Below are 20,173 nucleotides of genomic sequence, written 5' to 3'. Positions count from 1 at the left end.
AAATTGCTTTTTAAGAATTAGTCAATACTTAGAATCAACAACCAAATAATAACAACCGAACAACAGATAAATAAAACAACAAACAAAAGGAACTATATATCATGGCTAATTTAAAAATGCGATTTTCTAAAAAGAGCATTATTGCATTAATCTGCGCTGTTTGCGCAACAGTATCTCTCGCAGCTTGCGGAAGCTCACAAAAATCATCAAGCGCTTCTTCAAAAGAAGACGCTGGAACTATGAGAGTCGCTTATCTTTCTACAGCAAATTATCTAACTACTTTGAAAAATGAGAAATTCCTTCAAGACGAATTTGGCAAATCTAAAGTAGTTTACACTGGTCCTTACACTCCAGTTGATGGTCTTACTGCTGTTATGAGCGGAAATGCAGATGCTACAACTACTGGAACCGGACGCTTCATTGATTTGATTGCTGAAGGACAACCATGGGTAGCTTTTGCGCTCGAATATTACAATGGTGATTCTCAAGGAATCGTTGCATCCGCAAAAAGCGGCGTAAAAACACTAAAAGACTTATACGGAAAGAAAGTTGCTATTATTCATAACGGTGACACTGGCGACTACATGCTTCACCGCGCATTTGATAAAAGCGGTTTAGACGTTTCTAAAGTTAACAAAGTTGAGATGAGCCCTAAGAACTTCCAGGCAGCATTTACTTCTGGACAGATTGATGCAATTTCCTCATTCGATCAGAATCTTGCTGCAGCAATGACAACTCCAGGCGCAAAATTGCTTGTAAATGCTAAAAAGTACGGCAATATGAATGTTACTATTCACATTGTTTCTAAGAGCTTTGCCCAAAAGCATCCAGATCTTGTTAAGAAGATGTACAAGGCACTTGTTCGCGAAGCAGAAAAGTCTCATAAAGAAAACAATGTTATTGGAAACGCTTACAAGCAGCTCGGAGCAAGCGAAACCATTATTAAGCAAATTGAAAAGTTTGACAATCCAACTATTCGTCCAATCGATGAAAAAGGTTTGAAAATGATGGAAACTCAGGCTAAAGAATACGTGAAATATGGTTTAATTAAGCAAGCTCCAAAGAATTTGAAAGATTCTGTAATGGATTGCACGAAGTAAATTAATCCATATATCTATAAAACACATATCAGTAAAAACAAAAAATTAAATATCAAAATAAAATAATATATAACTGATTAATCAAAATTAAAACAAAGTTATATAACATGCTTGTATAACAAAGTTATATAAATATTATATAAACATGATTTAGAGCAACGCAGTAGGAGTAAATATGAACACTCAAATAGAAGAAAACTATGAGACTAAAGATAACTCTTACTGCGTTACTCTAGAACATATTGGCGTGACTTTTAAAAATAACGCTAAAATATTGCGAGATATAAATCTAAATATTAAAAAAGGTGAATTTGTATCTCTAATCGGACGCTCAGGATGCGGAAAAACCACTCTTCTTAAAGTTATTTCAGGATTAATCAAACCTGATTCTGGAACAATAAACGTCACACAACATCAAGCAATAGGTTTCCAAGACGCAAGATTAATACCATGGATAACAGTAAGTAAGAACGTAGTTTTCGGCATGCAAGGAAACAAATCAGAACTAAAATCTATTGCAGAAAAAGCTCTTAACGATATGCAACTTAATAATTGCGGGTCAAAATGGCCATCAGAACTTTCAGGTGGTCAAGCACAACGAGTCTCATTAGCTAGAGCTTTAGTTCATAATCCTGAATTACTACTTTTAGACGAGCCTTTCGGCGCATTAGATGCTTTAACTCGTTTAGACATGCAAGATTTGCTTGATAATCTAAGACAGAAACATGGCTGGACCACAATAATGGTCACGCATGATATTTCTGAAGCAGTAAGACTTTCTGACAGAATTCTTATGATTAAAGACGGAATCATTGAGAAAAACTGGAATATTGATCGAAGCCAACTTGATGCACAAAAGCGTCCAAATAATCACGTTGAAATAGAAGACGAGCTTAGAGAAGCGTTACAGTAAGAACGCGAAAAAAATAATTGATAAAGGCGACTGCAAAATAGCGGCCGCCTTTATTTATAAAATAAACACAAGAAAATTTACCAAGCGACGTCATCAAGAAGCTGACGCACCCAGGAGATTATTTCATGCTCACTCATTGAACCAGACCCGAGTGAAGATTCAAAAGGAGCTGGAACAATAAGCATATGGGTAAGAGGACGATACTGTAATCCTCTATAAATACGCTTCAAACGCATCATCACAGACTCTTTTGGATCGACGCCAACAACTCGCACTGATTTTCCTTGAGAGCTGATTTGCGTAATACCAATCTCGCGTGCTTTAAAGCGCAAACGAGCAACATCACACAAAGACTCAAACTCTTCAGGCGGATTACCAAAGCGATCAAGAAGCTCATCGTGAAGTTCTTGCAAATCACTATTATCCTTAGCAGCAGCAAGCTTCCGGTACGCTTCCAAACGAAGCTTGTCAGAAGCAATATAATCAACTGGAAGAGAAGCTTCAACAGGAAGATCAATAGTTACACAAACAGGCTCAACTCTTTCAGGTTCCTTATATTTTTCAACAGCTTCAGAAACCATACGAACATACAAATCAAATCCAACACCCTCAATGTGGCCACTTTGCTCATCTCCAAGCAAATTTCCAGTTCCGCGCAATTCCAAATCTTTCATCGCAACATCAAAACCAGAACCAAGTGCAGTATGCTGAGCAATTGTTGAGAGTCTATCGTGAGATTGTTGCGTCATAGGCTTTGAAGGATCATACAAGAAGTAAGCGTAAGCACGCTCATGACCTCTACCTACTCTACCACGCAACTGATGCAACTGGCTTAAACCGAATCTATCTGCGTGGTCGACAATAAGTGTATTCGCATTAGAAATATCAAGACCTGTTTCAATAATCGTTGTACAAACAAGCACATCAATATCTCTATGCCAAAAATCACGAATAACAGCATCGAGCTGCTTCTCGCCCATTTTTCCATGAGCAATAGCAACACGGACATCTGGCACAAGCTCCTGAATCTTACTTGCAACAGAACTAATATCTTCAACACGATTATGGACGTAAAAAACTTGACCGCCACGTAACAATTCACGCTTAATGCACGCAGCAACTTGAGAATTATCATACGCACCAACGTATGTAAGCACTGGAAGCCTATCTTCTGGAGGAGTTGCGAGAGTAGACATTTCACGAATACCAGTTACAGCCATTTCAAGAGTTCTAGGAATTGGCGTTGCCGAAAGACTTAATACGTCAACGTTTGTGCGCAAAGCTTTGAGCGTTTCCTTATGTTCCACACCAAAACGCTGCTCTTCGTCAATAATAACCAAACCTAAATCTTTGAACTTTATACTAGGATTCAAAAGCTTATGCGTTCCAATAACAACGTCAATGCTTCCATCTTGCAATCCAGCTAAAGTTTCTTCAATCTCTTTAGAAGTTTGGAATCTACTCATTGCAGCAACTTTTACAGGAAAGCCTTCAAATCGATTTGTAAAAGTCTCGTAATGCTGTTGAACAAGCAAAGTCGTTGGAACTAAAACAACAACTTGCTTAGAATCTTGCACAGCTTTGAAAGCTGCACGTAACGCAATTTCAGTTTTACCAAAACCAACATCTCCACAAATTAAGCGATCCATTGGTATTGGCTTTTCCATATCTGCTTTTACTTCGTCAATAGTTGTAAGCTGATCAGCAGTTTCTTGATAAGGAAATGCGTCTTCCAACTCTTTTTGCCAAGGAGTATCTTTACTAAACGCAAATCCGCGAGATTGCTGCCTTGCTGAATAAAGTTTAATAAGATTTTCAGCAATTTCATGAACATGCTTTTTAGCTTTTGCTTTAGTTTGAGCCCAGTCAGAACCTCCAAGTTTGTTAAGCTTTGGTATTTCGGCACCAATATATTTACTCACTAAATCAAGCTGATCTGTTGGAATAAACAGCTTATCGTTAGGAGCATTACGTTTGCTAGGAGCATATTCAATTACTAAATATTCGCGAGTTGCACTACCACCCGAAACAGCAATATTACGTTGTTTCATACCAACAAAACGTCCAATACCATGCTGTTCGTGCACAACGAAATCACCAGGTTTTAGTTCCATTAGGTCGATTGCTTTGCGCCTGCGTTTTGGAGTTTTTAGTTGAGCTGATGCAGAAGATTTACCTGTCAGATCACGCTCTGTAAGAAGCGCGATACGCGCAACATTATCAATGAAGCCATCCGAAATACTTGAGCGCACTGTAGTAAATTCATGTACACCAGTCGCATATATAGCGCGTCTCAAGCGTGCAAGAGTACCAGAAGCCGCAGCTGTAATAGTTACAGCAAAACCATTGTCGACAAGAGAAGTGATACCACCAGAAACTTTCGATTCATCTCCTCGAAACTCTTGTGGCGCCGATGCTGGCAACGCAATATTTCCATAAATTTGATTGTCAACACCAAAAGATGTTAATTTCCATACGTCATGATTAGACAATTCTAACGATGAAATCGTTTCATCAAAATCCAAGAAATTAGCTTGATCGAATGTTATTGGAGCTCCAGAACCGTGTCCAGAAGCAGCAACATGCCAACTAGCCGCTAAGAATTCGTTAGCTGTAGCAGTTACGTCATCTGCAGCTCTACGGCATTTTTCGGGATCAGATAGAATAATAACAGATTCCTTTGGAAGCATATTTTGCACTGATTCCATGCGATCCACTAGTGCAGGCAACAAAGACTCCATACCTTCTACAGGTATAGAATTTGCGATTGATTCAAGCATATCGTCAGCATTTGGAATTGCGCCAATAAGAGAACGCGCGCGCTTGCAAATTTTTTCTGTAATCTGAAGCTCACGGCAAGGCGTAGCCCAAATGCTTGAAATATTATTGCCATAAGTACGCTGATCAGAAGCATGAAATTGCTTTATAGTATCAATTTCATCACCAAAAAATTCAATTCTCACAGGATGCGTCATTGTTGGCGCAAAAACGTCAATAATTCCACCACGAACAGCAAACTCTCCACGTTCCATCACCAAATCAACACGAGTATATGCGTTTTCTACCAAACGTTTCACAGCATATTCAAGAGTTAATTCTTTTCCGCACTCAAACAACAGAGGATCTATATCACCAATGCCTTCAACTACAGGCTGAATAAGCGATCGCACAGGCATAACCAACACGCGAATCGGACCAAAAAGTGATGCGTTATTTTCAGGATGACAAAGCCTACGAAACACTGCAATCCTGCTAGCAACAGTATCTGCCCTAGGCGAAAGCCTTTCATGAGGTAACGTTTCCCAAGCTTCTAATTTAGCAACGTCTTGAGCATCACCATCGTACCAATCACGCACAGACGCAATAAAATCTTCAGCATCTCTACTCGATGGAACAATAACAACAACTGGCTTTTTCTTAGCTAATGCAGCAACAATAGCAGAACGAATTCCAATAGGAGAAGAAATTGTTAAATCTTCACTTATTGAATCTAAATCTTTACGATTTTTATTTGCACTTTCGCAACAATAATCAGATATCGCATCAAGATCATATTCAGATAAAGCTTTAAAAAGTGAATCCTTAGTTGATAAATCATTAAGAATATCTCTCAAGCTTATTACTGAAATATCATCAGTATTATCATTCTTGTTGTTTCTGGTATTAGACCTGCTATCAGCGGCCATTAAACTTCTCCTGCGTTGCTGCTAATCCATGGAAAATAATACTCTCTGCAGCATCAGCACCATCTGCTAAAAAGTTTGGAAGATCAGATTTTTGAGCTGCAGCAAAACCTCCAAGAACCCAATTGACTGTATTATCGTGCGCGTGAGCACCACGCTGCGCATGACCAACACCCATTCTCACTCGAGAATATTGAGGAGTACCAAGAGAGCGATCGATAGAACGAATACCGTTATGTCCTCCAGCAGAGCCTCCTGCTTTTACTTTAATGCGCCCAAAATCTAAATCCATATCATCGTGAATTATCACAATATGATCCGGTTCTATTTGATAATAGGAGCTTATAGAAGATATTGCAGCACCAGAATCGTTCATAAAAGTCAACGGTTTAGCAAGGAAAAACTTTGCTACGCGACCATCAAGATTCATAACACCTTTGCCAAGTTTAGCTAAACCTTTGTGATCCGAAAGAGATACTGACCAACGTTGTACCAAAACGTCTGCAACCATAAAACCCATGTTGTGTCGAGTACCCTCATATTTTGTACCAGGATTTCCCAAGCCAGCAATAAGCCAAAAATCCGATGCCATGGCAGACCACTCCCCATTCAAATATTTAGCAAAACAACAAAACGGGCGCATCGATTGTAGCTGAACGTAAAATTACAACTACTCGATACGCCCTTATATACTTCAGCCTATTCTATCAAGACTCAAGTCATTATGTTATTTATTTCAAAAATTCGTCAGTAGACAATTCTTTTGCTTGCGGAGTTTTATGAGTTACTTTGCCTTTAGAATCAGTGTAAGCACCTTCCTTACTTAAGAAGTTAAAGTAAGCTTGAGCGCCTTTAACATCAGTAGTTCCGAACACAAATTTTCCGCTCTTAATATCCGCGCGATTGCCCCAATATTGACCGTCAACAATCATCTTCATGCTACGCTTAACAAACTTTATGTCAAGATTAGCATCTTTTGCTTCTTTCACAAGAATTTCAGAAGCCTCATCAGGATGTTCATAAGCATATTCATATCCGCGCTTTGCAACTTTAACAAATGCTCGAACAAGCTTAGGGTCTTTAGCTACAGTACGCTTATTTGCAATTATTCCAATAGTATCTGGCTGACCTGGCACACCGTAGTCGCCCTCCATGAAGCAGCGAAGCTTTGGTCCAAACATTTCAGACTGCACGCCTTCCCAAGTGCCGTAGAAGCCACCAAAATCAGCTTTTCCAGATTCAAGAGTTCTAAAAGTTGAAGTTCCAACAGTAACTTTGTCGAACTTACCTTGACCGCCATCGTGTTGAATCATCCTACGAATTACAGCATCACCTTCAGCTGAACCAAAAGTTGCAAAAGTACGACCATCAAAATCTTTTGGAGAATGAATCTTATTATTCGAAGCAAGTGAACACCAAATAGCACTTGGCTTTTGCTGAACTTGCATAACTTGCTCAAGATTTGCTCCCTTTGTTGAAAAATCAGCAGCATTTGTCAAAGTACTAAGAGCAAAATCAGCAACACCACTATCAACTGCGTGTTCCGAACCAGTCTGAGCAACAGCAAGTATATTGACATCTAATCCGGCATCTTTAAACCATCCTTTATGCTTAGCAACATAAATACCAATATGATTAGTATCCGGTGCCCAAAATAGCATAAACGACACTTTACGAAGATTTGCATTCTTACTACTACTTGCAGATCCACATGCCGAGAAAGAAAATACGCAGCACGCAGAAAGAATAAACGCAAGAGTACGCTTTACAATACGCATATTCATGAGTTCCCTACTTTGTTTCTTGTACCGTTCTTCTGGGAAAGTGACACGAACTCGGCAGAAAACGGTAACAAAGGGCCTAGCCCGCGCCGTTCAATGCCCCTGAGCAGATTCAATCTGCTACAGTTTGCCACACATTGACTCACGAAACATTTAGATTATGCACGATTAAATAGACAAATAAAAATCATATACACTATTAGATTCACAGAAGTTGTGCGCTTCTAATAGAATGTACATGCTATTTGTAGTCTTAAATAATTCGGTTGGGGCAGCAATCGAAGTCATTTAAAGAAAGGGATCGAGTTTTCATGGCGCAATCGCGTTTTAAACGTATGCTAATTAAATATCTGCCAACTGTATTTTCTGTAATAGTTTTACTTGTTTTTTGGCAGTATGCATGCGAATATTATAAAATTTCGGAAAATTTGATTCCAACACCATCTTCAATTGCTCAATCAACAGCTGACGCTTTGCCAACTCTATTACCTGCAGCATTAATTACAACACAAGAAACAGTTATCGGTTTTTCTATTGCAATAGTAGTTGGAATTCTATTAGGTGTTATTTTCCATGTTTGTAAGCTTGTTAAATCTGCTTTATTCCCGCTTTTATGCGCAGCGCAAACTATGCCATTAATTTCTATTGCGCCAATTTTTTTGATTTGGTTTGGTTTTGAAATATCGGGGAAAATTGTAATAGTAATGGTTTTCAGCATGTTCCCTATTGCTGTGCAAACTATACGAGGTCTTGACGCCGTTCCAAGTTTTTATACAGATGTTGCTTTAACTTGTGGAGCAAGTAGAACTTGGACTTTGTGGCATGTTAAATTAAGGGTTGCAGCTCGCCAAATTTTTGGTGGCATACGCATTAGTGCAGCTTATGTTTTTGGAACTGCTTCAACTGCAGAATATTTGGGAGCCAAAGATGGGCTAGGAATTTGGCTTCAATTCGCTTATAACTCATTTAGAACACCACTTATTTTTTCTGCAACAATAGTAATAATAATTCTTACTGCGCTTCTTATGTGCATTGTTAACGTTTGTGAAAGAATTATGATTGGTTCAGCAGACGAAGATGATGATCTAGATAACCAATTGTGAATTGCATTAAAACAGCGCATGTGAGCTACAAAAGTGACGAAAATAACGCAACATTCGCTACTTTTGTAACTCACAAACTGAGATATTAATGAAAACTTACTACTTACCTGATTCTTCTTTCATTGCTTCATTAATAGCATCGCTCAGCTCTTTTTGCGCCTTTCCGTAAGCTTCCCAGTTTCCGGATCGCATAGCAGAATCAGAATCTTTTAACGCTTGAGCTGCACGTTTAAGTGCTTCTTTAGCTTTTTGACTCATAGAATGAGATTTTTCTGAATTCTTAGACTCACTTTCCTTAGAGCTACCTTCTTTAGAATCAGCATCCTTAGATTCATTACTTTCAGCAGCATTGTTTGAAGAAGAATTATTAGAAGCATCACCAGCCAAAGCACCCGAGTTTCCGCCAAATACTTGATTAAGTGCTTCATCTAACGTATCTGCAAATCCAACTTGATCTCCAAACGCAACTAACACCTTCTTAAGCAAAGGATAGCTAGTAGAACCGCTAGATTGCACATAAACAGGCTCTACATAAACCAGTCCTCCACCAAGAGGTAATGTAATCAAATTGCCACGTTTAACTTTAGTAGAACCGGATTCAAGCAAATTCAATTCTTTAGAAACATTTGCATTAGCGTTGAAATTATTCTGAGCTTGGCCAGGTCCTGGAACATTAGATATCTTGGGTAATTCTTGCAAACGAATCTTACCGTAATTTGAACCAATCTTTCCAGGAGTATCCCCCGCATCTGAATCAACAGACAAGAAACCAGTCAATATTTCACGCGTACTTTTACCAGCTGGAATATAAGTAGAGACAAGCGAAAATACTGGTTTCTTTGCGTCTCCAGTTTGCAAAGTCAAATAGTATGGAGGTTGCAAAATATCTTCTTTTTGTGCTTTTTGAGATTCAGTTGGATCAACAGGAATCTGCCAGAAGTCTTCTCCAGAGAAGAATTGACTTGCGGTATCGACGTGATACTTTGCTAATAAGTGACGTTGAACTTTAAACAAGCTTTCTGGGTAACGCAAATGCTTCATCAAATCACCAGAAATCTTAGAAATGTCATGATAGTGACCTGGGAAAATTGATCTCCAAGCCTTGATTACAGGGTCTTTCGTATCCCACACATACAAATCAACAGAACCATCATAAGCATCAACTGTAGCTTTCACAGAATTACGGATGTAGTTTGCGCGTTGATTAGTCAATCCTTTAATAGAATGAGAAGTTGTTGTTGTGGAATCTTGAGTTACCTTACCAAAATCAGTCATCTGAGAATAAGGGTAAGAATCAGAAGTAGTATAGCCATCAACAATCCACTTAACGCGACCATCTACTGCTGCAGGATAAACTCGACCATCCAAAGTTAAGTAAGGAGCAACCTTAGACACGCGTGTCTTAGGATCACGATCATACAAAATTTGAGATTCAGAAGTCACACGATCAGAGAAAAGAATCTGATCAGACCCAAACCTAATTGCATGCAAAAGTTTAGAGAAGAAATTGCCTAAACTTGGACCACCATTGCCATTAAAAGTAGTTAATGCACCTTGAGAACCAGTCGGATAATCAAACTCCCATGGAGCTGTACCCTTTGGAGATCCAACGATAGAATACTCAGGAGCATTCGGAGAGAAATAAATACGTGGTTCATACTTTTGTGACTTAGTAAGTTTGCCTTGAGCAGGAATACCGTACTCCATGAATTGCGGCTGACCATCTGTAGTTACTTTATTTCCGTAGGCTGCAACAATTCCGTAGCCATGCGTATAAACTGTATGATCATTAACCCAGTTTCGATTATCGTTTCCAGCTAAATCGAGTTCACGTGCAGCGATAACTGTATCTTGACTTACACCGTCAATATCGTATTTATCAACTGAAAGCGTATCTGCGAAAGTGTAGTATTGCTTCGATTGCTGCAATTGGCGGAAAGTTGGAGACGTAACTTGTGGATCTAACAAACGAATTTGCGCAGTTGACTCTGCTTCTTTTGATAATGCACCTGATTTACCTTTAGAAGTAGCGTTATACGATTCTTTCTTTACATTATTTAGACCGTAAGCAAACTTTGTAGCATCGATATTACGCTGAATATAAGTAGCTTCCAATTCCTGAGCATTAGGAGCAACTTTAAATCGCTGCACAAGTGCCGGCCAGGCAAAAGATATAACAATTGAGCAAACAATCATAAAAGCTAAAGCAATAGTCGGAGTTTTCCAAGCTTTTACAGCAGTTTTAAAACGCACTGAAATTGGTGCTTCTACAGATAAAGCGTGAGATTTCATAAACCAAAATGCAATAACAGAACCAACTAACACTGTAATTACTGCCATAACTATGCTTCCAGGAACTCCAGCATTCATATCCGTGTATGAACCGCCAGTAATACGAGGACCGTCAAGAGTTACAACAGCAAACATGTCTAAAATTTGCTGAGCTGCCCACGTCAAAATCACAAGCATAAACCATACAGAAATTTGTCTACGTGCTCGTTTTGTAATACTTAATATGCCTTTACCGTCGATAGGCATACTAAAACGAATTGCTCCCATAAGAACATGCGTAATAATAGAGAAAACAAGGGATATTACCAATAAGAGCACAAATGCGCTTATAAATAACCTTAATCCTGGTAGTACGAATACATAAAACCCATTGTCAATTCCAAATTGCGGATCCTTAATGCCAAAAGGTTGGGCGTTAAACATTAACAAAATTTGCGCCCAATGATTGTAGAATTTAAATCCAAATACCGCGCCTACAATCAATGAAAAAATTCCTGCAACATGCAAAGCAAGCTTTGAACTAATTCCCTGCTTTAAATCAATAACATTGCCTTTAATTCGAATATAAGTTCCATCTGCATTGCTTGGACGCGCTTTTATTGCCAAAGCTGCAGACAAGTAGCCAAAAGCAGACATTAATATTGCATAAAGCACCCAAACGCCTACTTTTGCTGCAAGTTGAATCCAAATAACGCTTTCAAAGCCTAGCTGTGAATACCACATGCAATCAGTTATGAACCTTGCGAGAGCAAATATTGCAGCTATAGCAAGCACAACGATTAACACTACTATCGCAAGAATCCACCGCCATCTTCTTGAGCCGCCAATAAATTTACCTACATTAAACTCTAATCTCATAGAACGCTTATGCTCCTTATTTTCAGTGCTCTTATAATCGCTTTTATTGATATTATTACTTTCGCTATTTTTTGGAAAATCGCCTTTGTTCTCTAGTTTTTTCTTAGCTTCTAATAAATCACTAAAGAGGTCACCAAGGTCACCATCATCACTATAATAGTCTGCCCAATCTTCTATTTTTTTTGTAAACTTTGAAAAAGTCTTACCTTTGTTTTCACTATTAGAATCGTCTTTAGCATCCTCTTTAGAATCGTCTTTAGCAACAACATCATTACTTTTATTATCTTCATCAATGCTTTCTACAATTACATCTTGCTCAATAGAATCAGTAGAATCGTTATCTTGTTGGCGCTTTTTCTTTCCGTCGCTTGTATAATCGGCACGCTTATGCGTCTTAGTATTTTTAGGTTTTTTAGCCATATACACGCCAAAAGCAGCCCATGCAACGCCAATAATTATTTCTATGATGAGTTTCAACATAAAGTTAATAGTACTATATTAATTATTCCCACTCTACATATTATGTAATCAAAACTAATTACAAAAAGCGCGCCCGCAAATTAATGCAAGCGCGCTTAAAGCGATTAAATTAAATCAAATTGGAGCATTTAAGCTAGGCAACATCAGGATCATCTTTAGCGATCGTACCAGTAAGCTTTCCAATAGCCTTCAATAAGTGATATACAACCAACACCACAACGGTTCCGATTGCAATACCGTTGAACTGAATGCCAGAAATAGCAAACTGGAAGTTAGCAATACCAATAATCATAACGATTGCAGCAATCATAATATTCACTGGCTTATCGAAGTTCACTTTGTTTTCTACCCAGATTCTTACGCCAATCATGCCAATCATGCCGTAAAGCAAAGTGGTCACGCCACCGAGAACACCAGCTGGAATTGAGTTTACAACAGCACCAAACTTTGGGCAAAGGCTCAGGATGAATGCAAAAGCTGCAGCACACCAATAAGCTGCAGTAGAATAGACCTTTGTTGCGGCCATAACACCGATATTTTCGCCGTACGTAGTAGTACCACAGCCACCGAATAAACCAGCAATAGCTGTACCAAAACCATCTGCAAATAATGCAGTTCCAATCTTAGAGTCATAGTCGCGACCAGTCATTTGAGCTACAGACTTTACGTGACCAACATTTTCTGCGATAAGAACAAGTACTACCGGCAAGAACATAAGTAGAACAGAGAAATCAACTTGTGGAGTGTGGAATTTAGGAAAACCAATCCAAGAAGCTTCTTCAATCTTTTTAAAATCGACTTGACCTTGGAAGCATGCATAAGCGTAACCAACGAGAACACCTAAAAGAATATTTAAACGACCAAGAAGACCGCGAAATACTACAGCAATAAGCATTACAGCAACTAATGTCACAAGAGCCGTATCTGGAGCTTTCTGGAAATTAGTCCAAACTGCAGGTCCTAAATTAAAACCAATAATTGCAACGATTGCACCGTTTACAACAGGCGGCATAATAATGTCAATCCACTTAGCTCCTGCAAAATGTACAAGCACACCTATAAGAGCAAGAAGTAAACCTGTGCACATAATGCCAAAGCTTGCAACTGCAATACCTTTATGAGCTGTTGTTACAGCCATAACAGGTGCTATAAGACCAAAAGAGCTTCCCAGATAACTAGGAAGCTTATTTGCGTTAATAAGTAAGAACAGTGCTGTAGAAATAGCAGTGAACATCAATGTTGTTGATGGATCAAAGCCTGTAAGAATAGGCACCAAGAACGTAGCACCAAACATTGCAATAACATGCTGAGCACCAATTCCAGCAGTACGAGTCCAAGTCAAACGCTCGTCTGGCTCTACAACTTCACCAGGCTTTAACGTTTTGCCATTACCGTGAAGCTGCCACGTGAATAATGAATTCATTTCTTCTCCTTGCAAAAACAAGCTATGCAAAATGTTGTGTAAACAAGTGTCGCTAAAAAACAAGCACTCATTGAGCGCTGGGATGGCAGCTTCTGGGAGGTCCATTGCACCACCGACCCATATGCCAAAGGGACATTCTAATGTTGCAAAACGAAAGTGTCGAGCATAAGAAAAAAATTACAGTTTTGTTTTTTATTTTTGTTGGAATATCAAGCAAAGTCGGCGTGTTGAAAAGAATGCAATGAACACCAACTAAAGTTGATACTTACTAACTTATGTTTATAAAATAATTAAAGTTAGGCAAAGTTAAACAATCGCAAAATTAGTAAACACATATTCAAGCAAGTAATTTTTGTAAATATTCTTGCAAAACTAATGCGTGATTTACTTTTGGATTTTTTGCAGCATACAACAAAGTTATAGTTTGATACTTACTAAACAAATCCATAATCACACCAACAGCTTCATGATTTGAATCAAGTTCTTCAACATAACGATGTGAAAATTCTTCAAAATGCTCCGGATCATGATTAAACCACTTACGTAACTGCGAAGTAGGAGCAATATCTTTAAGCCATTTATCAATATGAGCATATTCTTTGCTTATACCACGCGGCCAAAGTCTATCAACCAAGACTCTCACACCATCATCTTCACTAACCGTTTCATACACACGCTTAATCTTCACAGTGCACTTGTTCATAAAATCTCCTTTATACGTTTACTATAATCGCAGCTTTATTTATTTTTTCAAGGAATTATTTACTAGCAAAAGATATATGCGATATAAATTGAGTTATTATGTTCGATTATGTGATTTTCTGTCGGCGTGTCGCGTTTATTTGCAGCAAAATTATATAAAATTTGCTTAATTTTTTAATTTATGTTCGTTTTTGTCCGATTATGGGAGAATACTTGGCTAAATGGTTAATTTCTTTGATACATGGAAAAAGAAAATCTGCACCATCGATATGGCTCTTATTGCTGTATTGACACTTCTAGCTTCCTTCATTGGTAGCTGGCTTAAGCAGTACCCAGGTTTCCAATTACTTGGTGCTCTTATTATTGCGTTGCTTGTTGGCATGGCTCTGCAGCTGCCATTGCACGTGTACAAAATGAATAATGATTCAAGGCGAGCAGGCGTTAAAAGCGCTGCTGGTTTGATTGCAAACAAACTTCTTCGCCTAGGTATTATTCTCCTCGGATTTAAGCTGAATTTGCATGATTTGTTTACCAAGGGCATTAAATGCTTGCCTATTGCAGCTGTGTTAGTTGCAATAATGGTTTGCGTAACTTATAACATTGCTAAACTCTTGAAGGTAAATCCTCAGCTTGCAATGCTTACAGCAGGAGGCACAAGTATTTGTGGAGCTGCTGCAGTTATGGGTCTTTCTGGCTCAATGCCAGTTCTTCCAGAAGAGGAAGATGAGAAAGAACAGAACGAAGTTATGGCTGTTGCAACAGTTGCAATTATGGGCACTATTTACGCTCTTGCTGAAATCTTCATCCTGCCTAACTTTGGCATGACTAAGCAGCAGCTTGGCATTACAGCAGGTGCATCACTTCACGAAATCGCACATGCCGTTGCAGCTGGCGGAGCATTCGATAGTATCGATGTTGCAACAATCATGAAGCTTTCACGAGTTCTTATGCTCGTTCCAGCCTCCATCTTTATTGCAATTTGGTGGAATGCTCGTCATAGCAAAGTTGAAAATGGCGGAAAGCATAAGATTAGCTTCCCATGGTTTATGCTTGGCTTCATTGCAGCATCCGTTATTGGAACTTATGTTCCTTTCATAACAGCTCACGCATCAACTCTTGTAGAAGCAGGATACGTTTTCCTTGGCATGGCTATGGCTGCACTTGGAATTAACGTAAACTTCCGAGCTATTTTTAAGCAAGGTCGCGCAGCATTTGCAGCAAGCTTCCTAGCTTCTATTGTTTTAGTTGCTTTGGCTTATGCAGCTGCAGTACTGTTCTTCTAAATACAACATTACAAAATAGTTTTGCTTAACAAATGAGGGTCTTCGTTTGAAGATCCTCATTTTATATTCTCGATAATTTATTTTCGTGTATTCTTGAAAAATCTATCCAATATGCACAGCCGTTCCATCAGGAATATTTTTATAAAACCATTTGGCATCCGCAACGCTTAAACGCACACAACCATGCGATGCAGGCTTTCCAAGCTTCATGCCTTCTGACGGAATATATTCTCCAAAATTATAATTCGTCGGCACAGAATGGAATAAATATTGCGATCCAATAAAAGCAACCCAGTAATCCGCTCCAACTTTTTCATCTTGATTAAAGAAATGATCACCACGACCATTAATTTGATAATTACCATGAGGAGTCGAGTCTTTTATTCCAGAACTCATAACCATTGAATACACAGTTTTCCCATGAGCAATAATATAAACACGCTGTTTTTTCAAATTTACATTCACATGCAAATCCGAAACCTTTATTCCTGTAAGATTAGGATAGGCTCCACCAGTAGGATATTTCCAAAAATTAGGTTTAAGTAAAGACTTATTTTCTAGATAATTTTTGCAATATTTTTTAATAAAAGATTTATCATTACCGTTCAGTTTGCTTATTTTGCAATCAATTTTTTCACGCTCACTCAAATTAATTTTTTTTAACTGAGCACTATGCCTTAAAGAAGCAGAAACAACATTAGAAGTTTCAAAACCAACAAAGCAGAAGAACGGAATCAATAATGTAGCCAATAAAGCTGATGCAACACAACGAGCAAAATTAGAACTACGCTTCCACCATTTGCAAAATCTTGCAACAATGCGAACACACTTGCGTATATCGCTCACAAAGTTACGAATAAATTGCATAACATCTCCATTGTAAAAGCAAAAACGTCGCTCCCCCTAGTTTAACAGCAAACCGAGGAGAGCAACGCTTAAAAAAAAAATAAATCTTTTATTTATTATGATATTAAAATCACTCGTAACATAAAAATCATAAATTTTTTTGAACGAACATGAAAATAATCATACATTAAATTTGAATTCGACAATATCACCGTCTTGCATCACATAGTCGCGACCTTCAAGACGAAGCTTTCCTTCTTCCTTAATTTTTGCCATAGAACCGTCAGCCGCAACGAAATCATCGTAAGATACGATTTCTGCTTTAATGAATCCGCGCTCAAAATCAGTGTGAATCACACCAGCAGCTTGAGGAGCAGTCCAACCTTTATGAATCTGCCAAGCGTGAACTTCCTTAACACCAGCAGTTAAATAGGTTTGAAGACCTAAAATATCGAATCCTACGCGAGCAAGCTGATCCAAACCAGATTCCTTCAAACCAGCATCTTCGAGCATCTCACGAGCATCTGCTTCGTCGAGCTCAGTAAGTTCGGACTCAAATTGAGCATTCAAGAAGATTGCTTTTGCAGGAGCTACAGATGCAGAAAGCTTAGACTTCAAATCTTCATCAGCCAACTCCGAATCATCTACATTAAACACGTAAATAAACGGCTTAGCAGTTAGCAAGTGCAAATCATACACATCGTTTTTATCAATAAGCTTTTCGTTATGAGCCTGGTCAATAGTTTTGCCAGATTCAAGAATTTCCTTAGCTTTATTTACAGCGTCTACGTATTCCTGCGTAACTTTCTTACCACGCAAATCTTTTTCAAGCTTTGGCAAAGCATTATCAATAGTTTGCATATCGGCAAGAATAAGCTCAGTATTAATCGTGTCAATATCGTCAGCAGGATCTACTTTTCCGTTAACATGCACAATATCATCATCATTAAATGCGCGCACAACTTCGCAAATAGCGTCTGCTTCGCGAATATTAGCAAGGAACTTATTGCCCAAGCCTTCGCCCTCGGAAGCACCCTTAACAATACCTGCAATATCAACAAAAGTAACTGTTGCTGGAACAATCTTTTCAGTATTAACTAATTTAGCTAAAACTGGAAGACGACGATCCGGAAGCGGAACAATACCAGTATTAGGCTCAATAGTTGCAAACGGATAATTCTCCGCCAAAACGTTGTTGCGGGTTAAAGCATTAAACATAGTGGACTTACCAACGTTTGGCAATCCAACGATTCCAATAGTTAAAGACATATTTACCTAGTTTAGACCAGCGCCGGGAAAGCCGACACAACTTGATTTTATTTACTATTTATTTTCAATAGCATCAACTGCAGCAATCACATCTCCCCTAAATCCGCGAGATTCTAGCTCAGCAACGCCACGAATAGTGGTTCCTCCAGGAGAGCACACTGCATCTTTCATAGCACCAGGATGCGTGCGCGAATCCATGTATAACGCACCTACTCCTTCAATCATTTTTGCAGCCAAACGGTAAGCACAATCACGTTGCAAACCATACTTCACACCAGCATCACTCAATGCTTCCATGTACATTGCTGTAAAAGCTGGAGCGCAGCTAGAAATACACATTGCAATATTCATATGATCACTAGTCACTCGCTCTACCAAAGAAATTGGCTCAAATAAAGCATTAAACATTGAAAGTTGACTATCAGTAAGCGTATGAGTAGTTTCAGCTAAAGTCACACCTTGGCCTACAGAAATAGGAGTATTAGGAATAATGCACTGAACATGAGCTTCCTTGCCAAGTAGTTCCATGTAACGCTCAAGCGTCCAACCGGCTGCAACGGAAATAACAGCAATACCTCGTTCATTAATAATTTCACAAATTGGCTTAAGTACTTCAGCAACCTGATATGGCTTTACAGCAATAATAATCGCATCACTTGCTTCACATACTTCTTGAGCAGTGTGCATAGCGCGAGCGCCAATCAGCGAAGTATTACGCTCGAGTTTTTCAAAATTATGCGCGCAAGCAACAATATTTTCACCTTGTAATACGCCAGCATTCAGCGCACCTTTAGCGATTGCTTGTGCCATGTTGCCATAACCTATAAAACCAACAGTTTCAGATACACAAGTACTCATACACGACCCCCTTTAGCGCATTGATAAAACAATAGCGCACTCATTACTAAGCAAACAGATGTATAGCATAGCAAAGAGTGCACTATAATCATTGCGCATATTAAAATTATTACCTTTATATATGGCTTATCTCTTATAAATTCCCTCTAAATCACCACGATTCAGCGCCTCATCAAACAAATGACGGAAAACAATGTCTCCATGCAAACCATCATGCTCAAACTCGTTCGTTGTCCAATAGTGGGAGTTGGCAATACGAGAAAGAGTGTCAAGCTGAAGACCAGAATCGACATACATGTCATCAAAATACACTGCTGATTGCAATGGAACTTCGTTATTAGCAAGTTGATCTTGATCGTAAATTTTGCCAAACTGCTTATCTTTCATCAAGCAGTCAACAGCTGGAAGGAATGGTTGCAAAGCTTTCTCTTGATCGTACATCCAAGGAAACATTGCTTCACCTGTAAACATAATAGGGCGAGCAGAACCAGAAAACTCTGGCATAGTTTCTCGAACCTGCTGAGCAGCCCACAAAATTGGGTGTTCCAATTCACCATCAGCATAAATAAATTCTTGTAATGGCCAATAAAGTGGACTAGAAGCTGTAGAATCCATGACACCATACACAAAATCGTCACTTAAACTACCTGCAGAAGCTCCTCCGCCGTGCTTAAATGCTTTCAAGGAACCATCACCATCTGCAAACGCAGAGTCAATTAACCAATGCACTCGTTCAAAACTTGGTTTCATTCCAAATGAAGAACCCAACATTTGGAATCGCTCAACCGTAAGTTTTTCACCGTTCGGAAGCACAACATCACCCTGTGCAATACGATCTGCAATAGCTGCAGCACGAGCAACATCTTGCGGATAGCGCTCATAGAATTGCTCAGTTTTACGCGCCATACGAGGAAAAGTATGCTCATAGACTTCACGCGCATTTGCTGGAACGTGAGGAATACCTCCTGTTGTAAAGCTTGCAATTAATCCTTGAGGGAATAGTGATAGATATGTAAGAGTCAAGAAGCCACCATAGCTTTGACCAAGTGAAACCCATGGCTTAGCATCGAATTCAGTAAGTCGCAGATGTTCAAAATCGCGAATAATAGAGTCAGCCAAGAAACGCTTTAAATACCAGGCTTGTCGCTCAACGCTTACACCGTCATCTGCCATGCGCTTCATAGTTGAAGCGTCTACTCTTGAAGAACGCCCAACACCACGCTGATCCGGCAAGACTACGCGAAAATGTTTAATAGCTTCTTGAATCCAGCCATCACTAGAAGGCGAAAGCGGTCGTGGACACTGCCCACCAGGACCTCCTTGCAAAAATACTAATAAAGGCAAATTATCATGTACATGCTCAGGAGCACAAACTACTCTACAGAACAATCGGATTGTTTCGCCTTTAATAGCTCCACCAGGAGTGTTTCCTTCCCAATCAAGCGGCACGTCAATTGCACGTTCTTCGATATGCAATCCCGGAACATAATAGCTTGTAAGTAACGCCATTTCGCACTCCCTTTCTGTACTCTTGCATGCTACATGCAATGTCAATTACACATTCTTATATAAATCATACTCA

General features: G+C 39.0%; 14 protein-coding genes. 4 read left to right on the top strand and 10 right to left on the bottom strand.

Annotated features, from left to right (window positions below):
• Positions 1 to 101 precede the first annotated feature (101 nt).
• Both HXT47_RS03600 and HXT47_RS03595 read left to right on the top strand, forming a co-directional pair.
• Positions 102 to 1,100 (top strand): ABC transporter substrate-binding protein, encoded by a 999-nt coding sequence (locus HXT47_RS03600; protein ID WP_004106854.1) that lies wholly within the window; start codon positions 102 to 104, stop codon positions 1,098 to 1,100.
• A gap of 175 nt (positions 1,101 to 1,275) precedes the next feature.
• Complete coding sequence (locus HXT47_RS03595; RefSeq protein ID WP_064340217.1) at positions 1,276 to 2,013, top strand: ABC transporter ATP-binding protein; 738 nt, start codon at positions 1,276 to 1,278, stop codon at positions 2,011 to 2,013.
• A 77-nt stretch (positions 2,014 to 2,090) separates the two neighbouring features.
• On the opposite strand, the gene mfd is transcribed toward HXT47_RS03595, so the two are convergent.
• The 3 genes from mfd to HXT47_RS03580 form a co-directional block, all read right to left on the bottom strand.
• Entirely contained in the window at positions 2,091 to 5,699 is a 3,609-nt protein-coding gene (mfd, locus tag HXT47_RS03590; RefSeq protein ID WP_421788845.1) for a transcription-repair coupling factor, read from the bottom strand.
• A complete protein-coding gene (gene pth, locus HXT47_RS03585) occupies positions 5,689 to 6,288 on the bottom strand; it encodes an aminoacyl-tRNA hydrolase (protein WP_421788843.1) in 600 nt (199 codons plus the stop codon). Before pth ends, mfd begins: the two co-directional genes overlap by 11 nt.
• A gap of 139 nt (positions 6,289 to 6,427) precedes the next feature.
• A complete protein-coding gene (locus tag HXT47_RS03580) occupies positions 6,428 to 7,480 on the bottom strand; it encodes an ABC transporter substrate-binding protein (protein WP_421788841.1) in 1,053 nt (350 codons plus the stop codon).
• A gap of 308 nt (positions 7,481 to 7,788) precedes the next feature.
• Here HXT47_RS03580 and HXT47_RS03575 point away from each other — a divergent pair, with 308 nt between their 5' ends.
• Positions 7,789 to 8,580, top strand: a complete 792-nt coding sequence (locus HXT47_RS03575; protein WP_421788839.1) for an ABC transporter permease — start codon at positions 7,789 to 7,791, stop codon at positions 8,578 to 8,580.
• A 99-nt stretch (positions 8,581 to 8,679) separates the two neighbouring features.
• Here HXT47_RS03575 and HXT47_RS03570 read toward each other — a convergent pair whose 3' ends face one another.
• The 3 genes from HXT47_RS03570 to HXT47_RS03560 all read right to left on the bottom strand — a co-directional run bounded on the left by HXT47_RS03570 (position 8,680) and on the right by HXT47_RS03560 (position 14,336).
• Complete coding sequence (locus HXT47_RS03570; protein WP_421788837.1) at positions 8,680 to 12,210, bottom strand: UPF0182 family protein; 3,531 nt, start codon at positions 12,208 to 12,210, stop codon at positions 8,680 to 8,682.
• Positions 12,211 to 12,343: 133 nt separating this feature from the next.
• Positions 12,344 to 13,633 (bottom strand): uracil-xanthine permease family protein, encoded by a 1,290-nt coding sequence (locus tag HXT47_RS03565; RefSeq protein ID WP_004119362.1) that lies wholly within the window; start codon positions 13,631 to 13,633, stop codon positions 12,344 to 12,346.
• A 337-nt stretch (positions 13,634 to 13,970) separates the two neighbouring features.
• Positions 13,971 to 14,336, bottom strand: a complete 366-nt coding sequence (locus HXT47_RS03560) for a DUF488 domain-containing protein (protein ID WP_004106880.1) — start codon at positions 14,334 to 14,336, stop codon at positions 13,971 to 13,973.
• Positions 14,337 to 14,556: 220 nt separating this feature from the next.
• Between HXT47_RS03560 and HXT47_RS03555 the strand changes: the two genes are divergently transcribed.
• Positions 14,557 to 15,618 carry a YeiH family protein gene (locus HXT47_RS03555; RefSeq protein ID WP_032842515.1) on the top strand — a complete coding sequence of 354 codons (1,062 nt, stop codon included), beginning with the start codon at positions 14,557 to 14,559 and terminating at the stop codon, positions 15,616 to 15,618.
• 102 nt (positions 15,619 to 15,720) lie between these two features.
• On the opposite strand, the gene HXT47_RS03550 is transcribed toward HXT47_RS03555, so the two are convergent.
• From HXT47_RS03550 to HXT47_RS03535, 4 genes are all read right to left on the bottom strand, one after another.
• Positions 15,721 to 16,485: a L,D-transpeptidase gene (locus tag HXT47_RS03550; protein WP_004106885.1), complete on the bottom strand. Its 765-nt coding sequence runs from the start codon at positions 16,483 to 16,485 to the stop codon at positions 15,721 to 15,723.
• A gap of 159 nt (positions 16,486 to 16,644) precedes the next feature.
• Positions 16,645 to 17,733 (bottom strand): redox-regulated ATPase YchF, encoded by a 1,089-nt coding sequence (ychF, locus tag HXT47_RS03545; protein WP_415683855.1) that lies wholly within the window; start codon positions 17,731 to 17,733, stop codon positions 16,645 to 16,647.
• A gap of 54 nt (positions 17,734 to 17,787) precedes the next feature.
• Positions 17,788 to 18,591 carry a pyrroline-5-carboxylate reductase gene (gene proC, locus HXT47_RS03540; protein WP_004106891.1) on the bottom strand — a complete coding sequence of 268 codons (804 nt, stop codon included), beginning with the start codon at positions 18,589 to 18,591 and terminating at the stop codon, positions 17,788 to 17,790.
• A gap of 126 nt (positions 18,592 to 18,717) precedes the next feature.
• On the bottom strand, positions 18,718 to 20,100 hold the full coding sequence (locus tag HXT47_RS03535) for an alpha/beta fold hydrolase (RefSeq protein WP_064340433.1): 1,383 nt from the start codon (positions 20,098 to 20,100) through the stop codon (positions 18,718 to 18,720).
• Between the last annotated feature and the right edge of the window lie 73 nt (positions 20,101 to 20,173).

This window comes from Gardnerella sp. DNF01205 (assembly GCF_049244135.1).
Classification (GTDB): domain Bacteria; phylum Actinomycetota; class Actinomycetes; order Actinomycetales; family Bifidobacteriaceae; genus Bifidobacterium; species Bifidobacterium leopoldii.
The sequence above is the reverse complement of the archived record's forward strand: the minus strand, read 5'-3'. Positions and strand labels throughout refer to the sequence as shown.

Excerpts from the sequence above, each read along its gene's own strand:
- mfd (WP_421788845.1), bottom strand. The coding sequence starts at position 5,699 with ATGGCCGCTGATAGCAGGTCTAATACCAGAAACAACAAGAATGATAAT.
- HXT47_RS03560 (WP_004106880.1), bottom strand. The coding sequence starts at position 14,336 with ATGAACAAGTGCACTGTGAAGATTAAGCGTGTGTATGAAACGGTTAGT.
- HXT47_RS03575 (WP_421788839.1), top strand. The coding sequence starts at position 7,789 with ATGGCGCAATCGCGTTTTAAACGTATGCTAATTAAATATCTGCCAACT.
- HXT47_RS03550 (WP_004106885.1), bottom strand. The coding sequence starts at position 16,485 with ATGCAATTTATTCGTAACTTTGTGAGCGATATACGCAAGTGTGTTCGC.
- proC (WP_004106891.1), bottom strand. The coding sequence starts at position 18,591 with ATGAGTACTTGTGTATCTGAAACTGTTGGTTTTATAGGTTATGGCAAC.
- pth (WP_421788843.1), bottom strand. The coding sequence starts at position 6,288 with ATGGCATCGGATTTTTGGCTTATTGCTGGCTTGGGAAATCCTGGTACA.
- HXT47_RS03600 (WP_004106854.1), top strand. The coding sequence starts at position 102 with ATGGCTAATTTAAAAATGCGATTTTCTAAAAAGAGCATTATTGCATTA.
- HXT47_RS03580 (WP_421788841.1), bottom strand. The coding sequence starts at position 7,480 with ATGAATATGCGTATTGTAAAGCGTACTCTTGCGTTTATTCTTTCTGCG.
- HXT47_RS03535 (WP_064340433.1), bottom strand. The coding sequence starts at position 20,100 with ATGGCGTTACTTACAAGCTATTATGTTCCGGGATTGCATATCGAAGAA.
- HXT47_RS03565 (WP_004119362.1), bottom strand. The coding sequence starts at position 13,633 with ATGAATTCATTATTCACGTGGCAGCTTCACGGTAATGGCAAAACGTTA.
- ychF (WP_415683855.1), bottom strand. The coding sequence starts at position 17,733 with ATGTCTTTAACTATTGGAATCGTTGGATTGCCAAACGTTGGTAAGTCC.
- HXT47_RS03595 (WP_064340217.1), top strand. The coding sequence starts at position 1,276 with ATGAACACTCAAATAGAAGAAAACTATGAGACTAAAGATAACTCTTAC.
- HXT47_RS03570 (WP_421788837.1), bottom strand. The coding sequence starts at position 12,210 with ATGTTGAAACTCATCATAGAAATAATTATTGGCGTTGCATGGGCTGCT.
- HXT47_RS03555 (WP_032842515.1), top strand. The coding sequence starts at position 14,557 with ATGGTTAATTTCTTTGATACATGGAAAAAGAAAATCTGCACCATCGAT.